The organism is Pseudomonas sp. V88_4, assembly GCF_029967985.1.
GTDB lineage: Bacteria > Pseudomonadota > Gammaproteobacteria > Pseudomonadales > Pseudomonadaceae > Aquipseudomonas > Aquipseudomonas glycinae.
In genome coordinates, this window is the sequence record NZ_JASCAF010000047.1 from 88,437 (window position 1) to 103,835 (window position 15,399).

Consider the following 15,399-nt stretch of genomic DNA (forward strand, 5'->3'; position numbering starts at 1 on the left):
AGTTTGAAGATGCCTTTGATTTCGCGTTTCATCCTCCTGCTGGGAGTGCTGCTGGTCAGCGCCTGCGCCCAGCAAGCCCCGGCCTTCGTGCCGCCGTCCGAGCGACCGCTGGCAGCCAATGAAAAGCCCTGGCCGAAAAACCACGTGCTGGGCATTGCCTACCACGACGTCGAAGACCGTGATCCCGATCAGGCGGTGGTGGCGGTGCGCACCGAGCGCCTGCTTGAGCAACTCGCCTGGCTGCGGGAGAACAACTACAAACCGGTGACGGTCGATCAGATCATGGCCGCGCGCAAAGGCGGGCCGGAACTGCCGCCCAAGGCGATCCTGCTCAGCTTCGACGACGGTTACTCAAGCTTCTACACACGTGTGCTGCCGGTGTTGCGCGCCTACAACTGGCATGCGCTGCTGGCGCCGGTCGGCACCTGGATCGATACCCCGCTGAACCAACCGGTGGACTTCGCTGGCACGCCGCGTCCGCGCTCGGACTTCCTGACCTGGGCTCAGGTGCGGGAAATCTCGCAATCGGGACTGGTGGAAATCGCCGCGCACACCGACGCCAGCCACAAAGGCATCCTCGCCAACCCGCAAGGCAACCTGCAGCCGGCGGCCGCGACCCGACGCTACGATCCAGTGAGCAAGCGCTACGAATCCGAAGCCGATTTCCAGGCGCGGATCCGCGCCGACGTGCAGGCGATCTCGGAGAAGATCCGCAAGAACACCGGGAAGAAACCGCGCGTTTGGGTCTGGCCTTACGGCACGGCGGACGGCACGTCGCTGACCGTGGTGAGCGAGGAAGGCTATGAAATGGCCCTGACCCTCGATGACGGCCTCGATGCTCTCGACAACCTGATGAGCGGGCCGCGTTTCCTGGTGGCTTCCGACCCTGACGGCGAGCACTTCGCCAACAGCGTGGTCGGCGTGCAATCGGATTTCACCATGCGCGTGGTGCACGTGGATCTGGACAACGTCTACGACCCGGACCCGGCGCAGCAGGAAATCAACCTTGGCAAACTGATCCAGCGCATGGCCGACATGGGCGCCAACACCGTGTTCCTGCAAGCCTTCGCCGATCCGAAGGGCGATGGTCTGGTGCATTCGCTGTACTTCCCCAACCGTCATCTGCCGATGCGCGCCGACCTGTTCGACCGCGTCGCCTGGCAATTGCGCACCCGGGCTCATGTGAAGGTCTTTGCCTGGATGCCGGTGCTGAGTTTCGAACTGGATTCGAAGCTGCCACGGGTGACGCGCTGGGATCCGAAGACCGGCACGACTGCGATCGACCAGGATCAATACAAACGCCTTTCGCCGTTTGATCCCGAAGTGCGGCGGATCATCGGCGAGATCTACGAAGACGTGGCGCGCCTGACCTCGGTCGACGGCATTCTCTACCACGACGACGCGGTGCTCTCGGACTTCGAAGACGCCGGCCCTCAAGCGCTGAAGGCCTATGCCGCCAACGGCCTGCCGGGCTCGATCGCTGCCCTGCGTGACGATCCGGCGGTGATGCAGCGCTGGACGCGCTTCAAGAGCCGTTACCTGATCGACTTCACCAACGAACTGACCGCCAGGGTGCGCGCGATTCGTGGCCCGCAAGTGCTCACCGCACGCAACATCTTCGCCGAGCCGGTGCTCAATCCGCACAGCGAAGCGTGGTTTGCGCAGAACCTCGACGACTTCCTCGGGACTTACGACTGGACGGCGCCGATGGCCATGCCACTCATGGAAAAACAGACCCGTGCGCAATCCGGCCCCTGGCTTGAAGCGCTGGTGGCGAAAATCAAACAGCGCCCCGGTGCGCTGGAGCGCACGGTGTTCGAACTGCAGGCCCGGGACTGGACGAAAAAGGACCAGGCCGACATCGACGGCGCGCAACTGGCCGACTGGATGAGCCGCCTCAAACGTCAGGGCGCCACCAGCTTTGGCTACTACCCGGACAACTTTCTCGAGAACCTGCCTGACCTGAAAACGGTACGGCCTGCGCTCTCCAACAAATGGAACCCATGACATGCTGGATAGATTGCTGGCCCTGCTGGTTCTGGCGCTCGTCCTCGGCGTTCCGCTGGGGCTGATCTTCTTGGTCACCGGGCAATTTCTGATGGACTTCGTGTTCTTCTACCCGCTGTTCATGTCCGGGTTGTGGATTTCCGGTGGCCTGTATTTCTGGCTGCACTGGGAACGGCACTGGCCGTGGAAGGACGACACCCTGCCGCCACCGCTGGAAGGCGAACCGCTGATTTCGATTCTGATTCCTTGCTACAACGAGGGCGATAACGCCGCCGACACCATTCACGCGGCGCTGGCGCAGCACTACCCGAACATCGAAGTCATCGCGATCAACGACGGCTCCAGAGACAACACCGCCGAAGTGCTGGATGCGCTGGCCAAGGAAGATCCACGGCTGCGGGTGCTGCACCTGGCGGAAAACCAGGGCAAGGCCGTGGCCCTGCGCATGGGCGCCATCGCAGCGCGCAGCGAATATCTGGTGTGCATCGACGGTGATGCGCTGCTGGCGCCGAATACCGCCGCTTACCTCGTCGCGCCGATGCTCGACAACGCACGACTGGGTGCGGTGACCGGCAACCCGCGGATCCGCACGCGCTCGACCCTGGTCGGGCGGGTTCAGGTCGGCGAGTTCTCGTCGATCATCGGGCTGATCAAGCGCACCCAACGGGTGTTCGGGCGGATCTTCACGGTGTCGGGGGTGATCGTCGCGTTCCGCCGCACGGCGCTGAACCGGGTCGGCTACTGGAGCCCGGACATGATCACCGAAGACATCGACATCAGCTGGAAGCTGCAACTGGATCACTGGAGCATCTTCTACGAGCCCCGTGCCCTGTGCTGGATCCTGATGCCGGAAACCCTGCGCGGTCTGTGGAAGCAGCGCCTGCGCTGGGCCCAGGGCGGTGCCGAGGTGCTGTTCAAGAACATTCGCGGGATCTGGCAGTACCGTCACCGTTACCTGTGGCCGCTGCTGTTCGAATACTGCCTGTCGACCGGCTGGGCGTTCACGTTCCTGTTGTCGGTGATCTTCTGGGCCGTCGGCAAGTTCGTGGTCATGCCTGAGGCGATTGCCGTCGATCACCTGATGCCGCCAGCCTTCACCGGTTTGCTGCTGGCCTTTGTCTGCCTGGTGCAGTTCGCGGTCAGCATCGTCATCGACCGGCGTTATGAGCCGGGACTGGGCAGGACCATGTTCTGGGTGGTGTGGTACCCGATCGCGTTCTGGCTCGTCAGCCTGCTGACCACGCTGGTCAGTTTCCCCAAAGTCTTGTTCGGCCAACACCAGAAACGTGCGCGCTGGGTCAGTCCCGACCGGGGTATCAAGCCGCTCGGGGACGATGAAGAGGAGGTTATCAAATGAAAATTATCCGGACCCGGCAACGACCGCTTCTGGTGCTGCTCGATGCGTTCTTCACCGTGCTGGCCTGGATCGGCCTGCTGTATCTGCTGGTACGCGGTCTGTGGCCGCTGATTGATACTCACGAAGGTGGGCCACGCCTCGACAACTCGGCGTTCGAAGCCCTCGGCACCTTGCAGATTTATCTGTGGGTGGCGGTGGTCAACGCGGTGATCCTGGTCGGCTGGGCGCGTTATCAGCAACGCAAGAGCCGAAGCTTCGCCCAGCGCCGGTTGCCCTCCCCGGTGGTCGACGATGAGGGACTGAGCCGCAGCTTCAAACTGAATGACGACCGCTTTCAGAAGCTGCGCGGGCCGGGCGTGATGACCATCCACAACGACCAGGACGGCGATGTCAGTCATGTGGTGCCGCATCTGTGGCCGGCTCAGCCGCAAGTGCTGCCGCCACCGCTGGCGCCGCTGGAGCATCCTCGGGTGATCTTTCTGGGCGCCGAGGACGACGACAACCGCGAGCCGCTGAACCGGATCACCTGACGGCGCGAATCAGCCGCCAGGCTTCATCCATCGGCAGGGGTTGTTTCATGCGTTCGGCCAGCAGCGCCATCGCCCGCTCCTGCTCACAGGCGATCGCCGCCACCACCACGCCCTTGCTCCCGAACAGCCCGATAAACGGCGGCTGTTCGGGTTCGCCGATAAATTCGACTTCGTCCCACCGCTCGGCGTGACCGAGGTAGTCGTAGTTACGGCCGAAATGCCAGGTCCAGAAATACGGCACATCGAGGTAATGCTCATCGCCACCGAGCAGGTTGGCGGCGGCGATCCGCGCGTGCTGCTGGGCCAGGCGCCAGTGCTCGATGCGCTGCGCCTGGCCGTTCAACGGAAAGGTGGCGATGTCGCCAATCGCCCACAGACTGTCGGCGGCACGCAGGCCGGCATCGACTCGCAAGGATTGATCCTTCTCGCGCGGCAGGTCGCCAAAGGCCTCGGTGGCCGGATGCACGCCGATTCCGGCCAACACCAGATCCGCCGACAGGCGCAGGCCATTGTCGAGCAACACCGCCTCGACTTTGCCGTCGCCGGTGATCTCCCGGGCTTGGTGTTCGCTGATGAATTTCACGCCGTGCTCTTCATGCAGCGCCCGGATCGCCTTGCCGACGGCTTCTCCGAACTGCGCCGCGAACGGAATTGCGTGACGCGCCAGCACCGTCACCTCAAGACCGTGCTGGCGCAGGGCCGAAGCGCATTCAAGGGCAATGAAGCTGTCACCGATGATCACCGCACGCTGTCCCGGTTGAGCAGTGTCCATGATGGATTGCGCCTGGGCTTTGCAGCGCAGGACAAACACCTGGGGCAGCTCTGCGCCGGGCAGTTCCAGCGTGTTGGGCGTTGCGCCGGTGGCCAGCACCGCCGCGTCGTAATGCAGTGTGCGGCCATCGCTCAGGTGAAGGGTTTTGGCTTCGGTATCGAGCCCGGTGACCTCGCCAGAAACCCGGTTGATGTGCTGCTCGCGGTAAAAGTCTTCATCGCGCAGCGGCGGGGTTTCCGCCGCCGGCATTTCCCCGGACAGCACGAATTTGCTCAGCACCGTGCGGTCGTAGCCGGCGCCGGGCTCGCGGTCGATCAGCACGATCCGCCCGCCGAAGCCTTTTTCCCGCAGGGCGGCGGCACAGGCCGTTCCCCCGGCACCGGCGCCGACGATGACAAAGGTGCGCGGATCGTCCTGCGGCGGGGTGTGCGGATCCGGCAGCGGCTGGTCATCGACCCACACCTCGTCACCGCGCAGTTCCAGCGGATAGCGCTTGAGGCTGTCCAGTGCCGGAGGCTCGCACAAGGCGCCATCTTCGGTGCGAAAGGCTGCCTTGTGCCACGGGCAGATCAGCCGGCCGTGGCACAACGCGCCTTCCGCCAGCGGCGCGCCGGCGTGCGGGCATTGCCCCTGAAAGGCGCGCAATTGGCCGGCAACGCGCAGCAGAACAATCTTGCAGTCGCCGATTTTTACCTCCAGGCCACGGTCTTCAGGCACATCGGCGAAACGGGCGACACGGTGCAGGGTCATGGTCGTGCTCCTCACAGGCATTTCTCTTACGAGTTTGGGCTGCATTGCGAGGTTCAGCCATTTGCCACTGCCACGGCACGAACGGTACGGCTATAGTTTGCAGGCCGACGAAGGCCCAACTGCACAAGGTGCTCCCGGAATGACCCGATTGACCTCTCTCAACCCTTGGCTGGCGGCCGTTGCCGTCGCCCTTTGCGTGCAGTTTCCGGCGCAGGCCCAGGAGCGTTTCACCCTCAGCATTCCCGGCGTGTCGGATAACCGCCTGTTCACCTCGGCGGCGGCCAGCGATGCGGCCGGTTGCGGCGGCAAGAACCAGTCGCCGGCCCTGAGCTGGAATGCCGGCCCGGCCGGAACCCTGAGCTACGCCATCGTCATGCACGATCCGGACGGCCAGAAAGGCTCGGGCGTCGATCACTGGATTCACTACGGGATCAAGGCCACGACCCGGCAGATTGCGGCCGGTGTCGGCGCCAAATCGGCCCTCGAAGGCGTCGGTGGCACCAACAGCAAAGGCACCACCAGCTACATCGGCCCATGCCCACCGGTGGGCGACAGCGCGCACCACTACATCATCCAGATCTACGCCCTGGATCTGGCCCCGGACGCCTTGCCCGCCGGCCTGACCCGCGCCCAGCTGATGGAAAAGATCAAAGGCCACGTGCTGCGCAACAGCAGTGCGGTGCGGCGTTATCACCGCTGAAAAAAAATTCGGCGAGGTTTAACCCGAACTGAAAGGGCTGCCCGTCTCAGGGGATGAATGGATCAATTCTTCCCCGAGGTCAGCCCCCATGTCCCTTCCTTCCACGCTTCTGCGCCCCCTTGCTGCCAGTGTGTTGCTGGTGGTTGCCGGTTGCGGCGTTTCCTCCAGCCCGGAAACCACCGTCGCGCCGTGTCCAGCGCAGGCCGAGCTGAAATCCTCCGTGCAGCCCGAAGCGGTCATGGCCGATAGCGCGATGGCCAAGCGCAGTGCACTGGCCGCGCCGATGGCCAGTTTTGCACCGATGCCGGCCGGTGAAAGTTATCCACAAGGCTATCGCGACGAACAGCGCGAACAGTACGCCAACCTGGCCGACAACCCGATCCACAGCGTCGCCGAAACTCCTGTCTCGACCTTCAGTGCCGACGTCGACACCGGCGCTTACGCCAATGTGCGGAGGCTGCTCAACCAGGGTCGCCTGCCGCCGGAAGGCGCGGTGCGGCTGGAAGAGATGGTCAATTACTTTCCCTACGACTACGCGCTGCCGAGCGATGGCTCGCCCTTCGGCGTGACCACCGAACTGGCCGCTTCACCGTGGAACCCGCACACCCGTTTGCTGCGCATCGGCATCAAGGCCTCCGACCGTGCGGTGGCGGAGCTGGCCCCGGCGAACCTGGTGTTTCTGGTGGATGTGTCCGGCTCTATGGACCGCCCCGAAGGCTTGCCGCGTGTCAAAAGCACCCTGAAATTGCTGGTCGATCAATTGCGCGAGCAGGATCGGGTGTCGCTGGTGGTGTATGCCGGCGAATCCAGCGTGGTGCTGGAGCCGACTTCCGGACGGGAAAAAGCGAAAATTCGCACAGCCATCGAGCAATTGACCGCCGGCGGCTCGACTGCGGGCGCTTCAGGTATCGAACTGGCTTATCAGATGGCGCAGCAGGCTTTCATCCCCAAAGGCATCAACCGCATCCTGTTGGCCACCGATGGCGACTTCAACGTCGGCATCAGTGACTTCGACAGCCTGAAACAAATGGCTGTGGATAAACGCAAGACCGGGATTTCCCTGACCACCCTGGGTTTCGGTGTGGATAACTACAATGAACACCTGATGGAACAACTGGCCGATGCCGGTGACGGCAACTACGCCTACATCGACAACCTGCGCGAAGCGCGCAAGGTGCTGGTGGATCAACTCGGTTCGACCCTCGCCGTGGTGGCGAAAAACGTCAAGTTGCAGGTCGAGTTCAACCCGGCGCAGGTCAGCGAATACCGCCTGCTCGGCTATGAAAATCGCGCGTTGAAGCGTGAGGATTTCAGCAATGACAAGGTCGATGCCGGTGAAATCGGTGCAGGCCACACGGTGACGGCGTTGTATGAAATCGTACCGACTGGCGAGAAGGGCTGGCTGGAACCGCTGCGTTACGGAAAAACCGATGCAGTGGTTTCCGAGAAGAAAGGAGAATTGGCCATGCTGCGCGTGCGATATCAAAAGCCTGAGGGTGGGAAAAGTCTGCTGATCGAGCGGCCGATTGCCAGTCAGGTGGCGCCGGCCAGTGAGGACCTGCGTTTTGCTGCCGCCGTCGCTGCGTTTTCCCAGCAACTCAAGGACGGCCGCTACACCGGCGATTTCAGCCTCAAGGACACCGAAGCCCTGGCCCGCGGTGCCCGCGGCGATGACCGCTTCGGCTTGCGCAACGAGTTCGTGCAACTGGTGGCGCTGGCGCAGAGCCTGCGTACCTCCACCGCCTCCAACGGAATGTCCACTGAGCGACGGATTGAATAGTGAGCCGCCTCAAAGGCTTCATCACACAGCTGTTTGCTTCCGCCGACAGCCTTGAGGCCAGCAGCGACGAATCGCTGCTGGCCCGTTATCGCGAGGGTGACGGCAAGGCGTTCGAGATCCTGTACGCCCGCCATCGGCAGAGTCTTTACCGGTTTCTGCTCGGTTTGAGCGGCAAACCGGAACTGGCCGACGAGGTGTTCCAGGAGACCTGGCTGAGCCTGATCCGCAGTGCCAGTCAGCCACAGGGCCGGGCGACCTTTCGTACATGGTTGTTCCAGATTGCCCGCAATCGCCTGATTGACCACTGGCGCAAGCACGGCGCCCGACAACCGCTGCATGACAGCTACGACGAGCAATTCCACGCCGTCAGCGACGATGCCTCGGATCCCGAACAACTGCTCAACCTCAGCCGCGACAGCGAGCGCCTGGAGAGCGCCCTGCAATCCTTGCCCGCCGACCAGCGCGAAGTGTTTCTGCTTCGTGCCCACGGCGACCTCGACCTGGCGCAAATCGCCAGCCTCACCGAAACACCGCTGGAAACCGTCAAGAGCCGCTTGCGCTACGCCCAGCAAAAACTGCGTCGGCTGCTGGCCGAGGAGGTACTGACATGACGGACGCCCGCCCGACACCCGAAGAGCAAATGCTCAAGCACGTGCGCGAACAGCACAACGCCGAACCGCCGGCGCATCTCGACGCACTGATCCTCAACGTCGCCCGCCGTGAAACCCCGGCGCCACGGCAGAGTCTGTGGCAACGATGGCTCAAGGCCTGCCAGCAACCGCGCTACCAGGTGGCTTTTGCCAGTCTGGTCGGCATCGCGCTGATGCTGTCGCTGGTGCAACGCGCGCCGGAGCCCGTGGCTGAATACGATTTCGCCCCTGCTGCCAAACCGGCCGCGCCTGTGGTCCGTCAGGAGGCCCGATCATTGTCGGCGCCCGCCGGCGCACTTTCCGCGCCTGCACCCGCAATGGCTCCCGCGCCAATCGCGGAAATGGCCGCACCGATGCAGAGCGAATCGATCAGCGCCGACACGGCGGACGACGCCAAGGTCAGCAAGCGCGCCGCCGCCCCGGTCAACGGTCTTGACGCGCAACTGCGTGAAGTCCTGCGCCTGCGCGAGTCCGGCCAGTCGCAAGCGGCCGACAGCCTGTTCAACAACCTGCACAAGCGCTACCCGAACGTGAATCTCGACCTGCGACTGGAAAAAATCCGCAAGAACTGACCGTATCAGCCATCCGCCATTTGGCATTGACCCGCAAAAACGCGCACTATCGGGTCATTGCCGATGCGCTGGAGGATGCCGTGGCCCAAAAAATCGACCGCATCGCCCAAATGCTCAACTGCCCGGTCAAGGGCGAGGAACTGCGGCGGGCAGTGACGGAGAGTCGCAAGGAGTTTCTTCTGGCCAAACAGGCCGAAGAGGATCTGGAAGACGACGTTCTCGATGATGACTTGATCGAGGACGAAGAAGACGATGATGAATATGACGAGTTTGACTGGACGACGGAGTGAGTCGCCAGCCAGCAGACACAAAAAAGCCCCGGACCATCACAGTCCGGGGCTTTCTCGTTTAAATCGATGGCGCACCAGGCGGGATTCGAACCCACGACCCCTGCCTTCGGAGGGCAGTACTCTATCCAGCTGAGCTACTGGTGCAGCGGGCGACATCATACCTAGGTCGGCTCGGGGCGTCCATGCCGGGTTTTGGTGCGTATTGTCAGTGCGCGTGTCGGTTGAAAAGCACTGCATTCCATAAAGCTGTAACGTCCTGCAAAAGGCTCGCTTGGCGCTTTGGGGAGGCTGTTCTATGGTTTCCCTGCGACCCGAGCTGTTGGTACGTTGATCTGAAATGTTCAGCAATTGCGGCGTTTTTGTTCTTTTTTTCGAACGCCCTATTGTCCTTCAACCCCTTTGAACCTAGGATTCGTTTGAGATTTCAAACGCTCCTGATCCAGGTGCTGAGCCGCACGCGTTTTGAGTCGTGCGCTATTTATGTGCCAGCCCGGTAAATGATTTCCCTGACGGCAGCCTTGCGAGGCGCCTTTCTACAATCATAATTTTGCTCCGCGCCTTGCGCGGTGCTGTTAAGGAAAGCCGACATGCAGCTTAAAGACACCCAGTTGTTCCGCCAGCAAGCCTTCATCGATGGCGCATGGGTCGACGCGGACAGCGGTCAGACGATCAAGGTCAACAACCCGGCCACCGGCGAGATTCTGGGCACTGTGCCGAAGATGGGCGCAGCCGAAACCCGCCGTGCCATCGAAGCCGCCGACAAGGCGTTGCCGGCCTGGCGTGCACTGACCGCCAAGGAGCGTGCAGGCAAACTGCGTCGCTGGTTCGAACTGATGATCGAGAACCAGGACGATCTCGCTCGCCTGATGACCCTCGAGCAGGGCAAACCACTGGCCGAAGCCAAGGGCGAAATCGTTTACGCCGCTTCGTTCATCGAGTGGTTCGCCGAAGAAGCCAAGCGCATTTACGGCGACGTGATTCCGGGCCATCAGCCGGACAAGCGCCTGATCGTGATCAAGCAACCGATCGGCGTGACCGCTGCCATCACCCCGTGGAACTTCCCGGCGGCGATGATCACTCGTAAAGCAGGTCCTGCGCTTGCCGCCGGTTGCACCATGGTGCTCAAGCCTGCTTCGCAAACCCCGTTCTCTGCATTTGCCCTGGCCGAACTGGCCCAGCGCGCCGGCATTCCCAAAGGTGTGTTCAGCGTGGTGTCCGGCAGCGCCGGCGACATCGGCAGCGAGCTGACCAGCAACCCGATCGTGCGCAAACTGTCCTTCACCGGCTCGACCGAAATCGGCCGTCAGCTGATGTCGGAATGCGCCAAGGACATCAAGAAAGTCTCCCTGGAACTGGGCGGCAACGCGCCATTCATCGTGTTCGACGACGCGGATCTGGATAAGGCCGTCGAAGGCGCGATCATTTCCAAGTACCGCAACAACGGCCAGACCTGCGTCTGCGCCAACCGACTGTACATTCAGGATTCGGTCTACGACGCGTTCGCCGAGAAGCTGAAAGTGGCAGTCGCCAAGCTGAAGATCGGCAACGGTCTGGAAGAAGGCACCACCACGGGGCCGCTGATCGACGAGAAAGCTGTGGCCAAGGTGCAAGAGCATATCGCTGACGCGGTGAGCAAAGGCGCGACCGTTCTGGCCGGCGGCAAGCCGATGGAAGGCAACTTCTTCGAGCCGACCATCCTGACCAACGTGCCGAAAGACGCTGCGGTGGCCAAGGAAGAAACCTTCGGTCCGCTGGCGCCGCTGTTCCGTTTCAAAGACGAAGCCGACGTGATCGCGATGTCGAACGACACCGAGTTCGGTCTGGCTTCCTACTTCTACGCTCGTGACCTGGGCCGTGTGTTCCGTGTGGCTGAAGCTCTGGAGTACGGCATGGTCGGCGTCAACACCGGGCTGATCTCCAACGAAGTCGCGCCGTTCGGCGGCATAAAGGCCTCGGGCCTGGGCCGTGAAGGCTCCAAGTACGGCATCGAAGATTACCTGGAAATCAAATACCTCTGCCTGGGCATCTAAGCCGAGAAAGAGATCGCTGCAAACGCAAAGGGCACGAGAGCGCTGTCCCTTTGCGTCGTTTCAAACCGGAATTTTCTCTGCGGCCGGGAACGCCGTGGCAGTCGATCATCGCATGCTGCCACCGCCGATTCCTCCCGCTTAATCCTTGAACCACGCCGCCCGATGAGCGGTGAATGAGGACTGTAATGAGCAAGACTAACGCTGAACTGATGGCCCGTCGTACCGCAGCTGTTCCACGTGGTGTTGGCCAGATTCACCCGATCTTCGCCGAGTCCGCGAAGAACGCGACTGTGACCGACGTTGAAGGTCGCGAATTCATCGACTTCGCTGGCGGTATCGCTGTACTGAACACCGGCCACGTGCACCCGAAAATCATCGCCGCCGTGACCGAGCAGTTGAACAAGCTGACTCACACCTGCTTCCAGGTTCTGGCTTATGAGCCGTACGTTGAGCTGTGCGAGAAAATCAACGCTCGCGTACCGGGCGACTTCGCCAAGAAAACCCTGCTGGTGACCACCGGTTCCGAAGCCGTTGAAAACGCCGTGAAAATCGCTCGTGCCGCCACCGGCCGCGCTGGCGTCATCGCCTTCACCGGCGCTTACCACGGTCGCACCATGATGACCCTGGGCCTGACCGGTAAAGTCGTGCCTTACTCGGCCGGCATGGGCCTGATGCCAGGCGGCATCTTCCGCGCGCTGTACCCGAACGAACTGCACGGCGTGAGCATCGACGACTCGATCGCTTCCATCGAACGCATCTTCAAGAACGATGCCGAGCCGAAAGACATCGCCGCGATCATCATCGAGCCAGTACAGGGTGAAGGTGGTTTCTACGTCGCGCCTCAAGCATTCATGAAGCGCCTGCGCGCCCTGTGCGACCAGCACGGCATCCTGCTGATCGCTGACGAAGTGCAGACCGGCGCTGGCCGTACCGGCACTTTCTTCGCCATGGAGCAGATGGGCGTTGCTGCCGACCTGACCACTTTCGCCAAATCCATCGCTGGCGGCTTCCCGCTGGCCGGTGTGTGCGGCAAGGCCGAATACATGGACGCCATCGCGCCAGGCGGCCTGGGCGGCACCTACGCCGGTAGCCCGATCGCTTGCGCTGCGGCCCTGGCCGTGATGGAAGTGTTCGAAGAAGAAAAACTGCTGGACCGCTGCAAGGCTGTTGGTGAGCGTCTGGTCACTGGCCTGAAAGCCATCCAGGCCAAGTACCCGGTGATCGGCGAAGTCCGTGCCCTGGGCGCGATGATCGCGGTCGAGCTGTTCGAAAACGGCGACAGCCACAAGCCAAACCCGACCGCCGTTGCGGCTGTCGTGGCCAAGGCGCGTGACAAGGGCCTGATCCTGCTGTCCTGCGGCACCTACGGCAACGTTCTGCGCGTCCTGGTACCGCTGACCTCGCCGGACGAGCAACTGGACAAAGGTCTGGCGATCATCGAAGAGTGCTTCTCGGAGCTGTAATCCGTAGCACCGTGTGATCGGATCGACAAAAAACCCGCTTCGGCGGGTTTTTTCATGCCCGGGAAACACCTGCGCGGTTTTCAGGTTGTACCGAAACGCCAGCATTGGCTAAGGTTCAAGCATTGCAAGGGAGGGCGAGCATGACGGCCGTCGATTTACCCGCTGTACCGAGAGTCCTGATTGCCGAGGCCGACCCGTGGTCTCGTGACCTGCTCAAACAAGTGCTGCTGAATGTGCGCTGCGATGCGCGGCTGGACTTGTGCGCCGATGGCCAGGAGGCAATGACGCTGCTCAGCGAAGTGCCCTATGACCTGGCGATCGTCGACTGGGAGTTGCCCGGCGTCGATGGCTTGAGCGTGTTGCGCAGCGTCCGCCAGCGTAAACGCAATCCGCCACTGCCGTTCATTCTGATGAGCAGCCGCAACGACAGCGCCAGCGTGCGCGAAGCCTTGCCGCTGGCGCCGACCGCCTACCTGGCCAAACCCCTGAACATGGAAAGCCTGACCGAGCGTTTGCAGGGGCTGTTGCTCAATGCCGGCGAAGAAGTGTTCTGTGAAGTACCCGCACTGGCGCCGGGCATGACGCTGTCGGTATTTCTCGAACGTCGCCGCGAACAGGCCGACGGCGCACCGTTGATGACCGACGTGCAGGTGGCGGTCAAGCGCAGCCTCAACCCCAATGGCCTGGACCTGAAGCTGCTGGAGGAGGAAATCCGCACTGATCCGCAAATCACCGCCGTGTTGATTGCCGCCGCCAACAGTGCCGCCCAGCACCACGGTTCGCCGGTGCAGACCCTGGCGCAGGCGCTGCATCGCCTGGGCACCGGGCAAAGCATGAACCTGATTCTTGGCCTGGCACTCAAGCGCAGTGCCCGACTGAGCGACCCATGCCTGGCCGACTACGCCGAGCGCTATTGGGGCCTGTCACTGCACACCGCCGAGTACGCCCGCACCTTGGCGCGGTTGCTCGATCTGGATCAGGAGCGCTGCTACTGCGCCGGCATGCTCCATCGCCTCGGCGATCTGGCGTTGCTGCGTTGTCTTCAAGAGTGGAAGCAGGCCGGCGGCGAGTTGGACGAGCTGGAGGAAGTCGGCGATGCACTGGCCGAATTCGGTGCGGCCTATGGTTCGGCGTTGCGTACTCGCTGGCGTTTGCCGCTGGAGTTGCGCGAGCTGATTGCCTCGGTCTACCAGCTCGGGGGCGGGGTGTACTCCCGCGAGGCGCTGGTGATGAACATGGCGGCGCAAATGGCCCGGCTGACCGAGCATGAAGGCGTCGAGGAACTGGCCAAGAGCCGTACGGCGCGCTTGCTCAAGATCGGCTTGCCGGAGCTGATGCGGATGCGCAAATAGCGGCTTGATTGCGCATCCGGTCTGGAATCAGGCGGAAATGATCCGGTTCTTGCCCTGCCGCTTGGCCTCGTACATTGCCGCGTCCGCACGGGCGAACAGGGTGTCGAGGCTTTCGTCTTCCGGGGTGAGGCTGGTCAGGCCCTGGCTGACGGTGATGCCGAACGTTTGTTCACCGTAATTGAAACTCAGCCGCTGAATTTCCCGTTGCAGCCGCTCGGCCACCTGCATGGCCATGTCCGGCGCACAGCCCGGGAAAACCGCAGCAAACTCCTCACCGCCAATCCGCCCGAACAGGTCGCCCCGGCGTAATGAGGCACGACCGCATTCGGCGATTCGTTGCAGCACGTTGTCGCCTTCGGGGTGGCCGTAGGTGTCGTTGATCACTTTGAAGTCATCGATGTCCAGCAGCAGGAACGCCAGTGGAGCGCCTTGCAGGCGGGCGTTTTCGAATTCGCGGTGGGCGCATTCGAAAAAGTGCCGGCGATTGCTGCTCTGGGTCAGCACGTCGGTGGTGGCCAGGCGTTGCAGCTCGGTTTCCATTTGCTTCTTGTCGGTGATGTCTTCGGCGATGCCGACGATGATCACCGGTTGCCCCGGTTCGTCCTGACGGTTGATGAAGCACTTGTCGCTGATCCAGCGTATCTGGCCGTCGGCGGCGATGATCCGGTATTCGCGGTCTTCCACAGCGCCTTTGTGCAGCACTTCGGCGAGGCTGCGTTCGGCGTATTCCAGATCGTCCGGGTAGATGCTGTCGCGCCACTGGTTGTGGTCGGCCAACAGCAGGGCGGCGGAGCGGCCGAAGATCCGCTCGTAAGCAGGGCTGACGTAAAGCACCTGCCGGGTTTCCCAGTTGAAGGCCCAAAGCACGGCATTGACGCTGACCAGCAGCGAGCTGAACAGCTGCTCGCGTTCGCTCAGGCGGGCGACTTCGCCCTGGGCATGCATCAATGCCATCAGGGTTTGCGCGGCCTCGGGCCACTGGGGAGGGGATGATTGATTTTGATTGTTGTTGACCATCGACACGAATCTCAAAGGGCGTGTCGATCTATCGACAACGGCCACGGGAAAACCCGCCGGGGGTGGCGAAGTGTCTTTGAGATAGGGGATCGAGGGTGAAGTTCCGAAGGGTGCGCCCCGGGAACCGGG

Annotated in this window: 13 protein-coding genes and 1 tRNA gene; 11 read left to right on the top strand and 3 right to left on the bottom strand. The window is 62.4% G+C overall.

Features of this window, described 5'->3' with window-relative positions:
- Nucleotides 1–9: 9 nt before the first annotated feature.
- Genes pgaB through pgaD form a run of 3 tightly spaced genes read left to right on the top strand, consistent with a single transcriptional unit; the run spans nucleotide 10 to nucleotide 3,894 of the window.
- Complete coding sequence (pgaB, locus tag QLG12_RS25940; protein ID WP_282475466.1) at nucleotides 10–2,007, top strand: poly-beta-1,6-N-acetyl-D-glucosamine N-deacetylase PgaB; 1,998 nt, start codon at nucleotides 10–12, stop codon at nucleotides 2,005–2,007.
- A gap of 1 nt (nucleotide 2,008) precedes the next feature.
- The gene (gene pgaC, locus QLG12_RS25945; protein ID WP_197870248.1) at nucleotides 2,009–3,364 is read left to right on the top strand and encodes a poly-beta-1,6-N-acetyl-D-glucosamine synthase; all 1,356 of its coding nucleotides are present in this window, start codon (nucleotides 2,009–2,011) and stop codon (nucleotides 3,362–3,364) included.
- Nucleotides 3,361–3,894, top strand: a complete 534-nt coding sequence (pgaD, locus tag QLG12_RS25950) for a poly-beta-1,6-N-acetyl-D-glucosamine biosynthesis protein PgaD (RefSeq protein ID WP_282475467.1) — start codon at nucleotides 3,361–3,363, stop codon at nucleotides 3,892–3,894. Before pgaC ends, pgaD begins: the two co-directional genes overlap by 4 nt.
- Here pgaD and QLG12_RS25955 read toward each other — a convergent pair.
- The gene (locus tag QLG12_RS25955) at nucleotides 3,887–5,416 is read right to left on the bottom strand and encodes an FAD-dependent oxidoreductase (protein ID WP_282475468.1); all 1,530 of its coding nucleotides are present in this window, start codon (nucleotides 5,414–5,416) and stop codon (nucleotides 3,887–3,889) included. The genes pgaD and QLG12_RS25955 overlap by 8 nt on opposite strands.
- Nucleotides 5,417–5,555: 139 nt before the next feature.
- On the opposite strand from QLG12_RS25955, the gene QLG12_RS25960 reads away from it, so the two are divergent.
- The 5 genes from QLG12_RS25960 to QLG12_RS25980 all read left to right on the top strand — a co-directional run bounded on the left by QLG12_RS25960 (nucleotide 5,556) and on the right by QLG12_RS25980 (nucleotide 9,408).
- Complete coding sequence (locus QLG12_RS25960) at nucleotides 5,556–6,116, top strand: YbhB/YbcL family Raf kinase inhibitor-like protein (RefSeq protein WP_064382687.1); 561 nt, start codon at nucleotides 5,556–5,558, stop codon at nucleotides 6,114–6,116.
- An 88-nt stretch (nucleotides 6,117–6,204) separates the two neighbouring features.
- Nucleotides 6,205–7,896, top strand: coding sequence for a VWA domain-containing protein (locus QLG12_RS25965; RefSeq protein WP_282475469.1), 1,692 nt, complete (start codon nucleotides 6,205–6,207; stop codon nucleotides 7,894–7,896).
- Between the two features lie 29 nt (nucleotides 7,897–7,925).
- On the top strand, nucleotides 7,926–8,507 hold the full coding sequence (locus tag QLG12_RS25970; protein WP_232253891.1) for an RNA polymerase sigma factor: 582 nt from the start codon (nucleotides 7,926–7,928) through the stop codon (nucleotides 8,505–8,507).
- On the top strand, nucleotides 8,504–9,118 hold the full coding sequence (locus QLG12_RS25975; RefSeq protein WP_197870238.1) for a hypothetical protein: 615 nt from the start codon (nucleotides 8,504–8,506) through the stop codon (nucleotides 9,116–9,118). Before QLG12_RS25970 ends, QLG12_RS25975 begins: the two co-directional genes overlap by 4 nt.
- A gap of 20 nt (nucleotides 9,119–9,138) precedes the next feature.
- Nucleotides 9,139–9,408 carry a hypothetical protein gene (locus QLG12_RS25980; protein ID WP_232253888.1) on the top strand — a complete coding sequence of 90 codons (270 nt, stop codon included), beginning with the start codon at nucleotides 9,139–9,141 and terminating at the stop codon, nucleotides 9,406–9,408.
- A gap of 67 nt (nucleotides 9,409–9,475) precedes the next feature.
- Here the strand turns inward: QLG12_RS25980 and QLG12_RS25985 are convergent.
- Nucleotides 9,476–9,552: transfer RNA gene (locus tag QLG12_RS25985), tRNA-Arg, on the bottom strand.
- 443 nt (nucleotides 9,553–9,995) lie between these two features.
- On the opposite strand from QLG12_RS25985, the gene gabD reads away from it, so the two are divergent.
- The 3 genes from gabD to QLG12_RS26000 all read left to right on the top strand — a co-directional run bounded on the left by gabD (nucleotide 9,996) and on the right by QLG12_RS26000 (nucleotide 14,253).
- Complete coding sequence (gene gabD / locus QLG12_RS25990) at nucleotides 9,996–11,438, top strand: NADP-dependent succinate-semialdehyde dehydrogenase (protein ID WP_282475470.1); 1,443 nt, start codon at nucleotides 9,996–9,998, stop codon at nucleotides 11,436–11,438.
- A 185-nt stretch (nucleotides 11,439–11,623) separates the two neighbouring features.
- A complete protein-coding gene (gabT, locus tag QLG12_RS25995; RefSeq protein WP_282475471.1) occupies nucleotides 11,624–12,901 on the top strand; it encodes a 4-aminobutyrate--2-oxoglutarate transaminase in 1,278 nt (425 codons plus the stop codon).
- A gap of 140 nt (nucleotides 12,902–13,041) precedes the next feature.
- Complete coding sequence (locus tag QLG12_RS26000) at nucleotides 13,042–14,253, top strand: response regulator (RefSeq protein ID WP_282475472.1); 1,212 nt, start codon at nucleotides 13,042–13,044, stop codon at nucleotides 14,251–14,253.
- 27 nt (nucleotides 14,254–14,280) lie between these two features.
- Here the strand turns inward: QLG12_RS26000 and QLG12_RS26005 are convergent, their stop codons facing one another.
- Nucleotides 14,281–15,270: a sensor domain-containing diguanylate cyclase gene (locus tag QLG12_RS26005; RefSeq protein WP_197870234.1), complete on the bottom strand. Its 990-nt coding sequence runs from the start codon at nucleotides 15,268–15,270 to the stop codon at nucleotides 14,281–14,283.
- Between the last annotated feature and the right edge of the window lie 129 nt (nucleotides 15,271–15,399).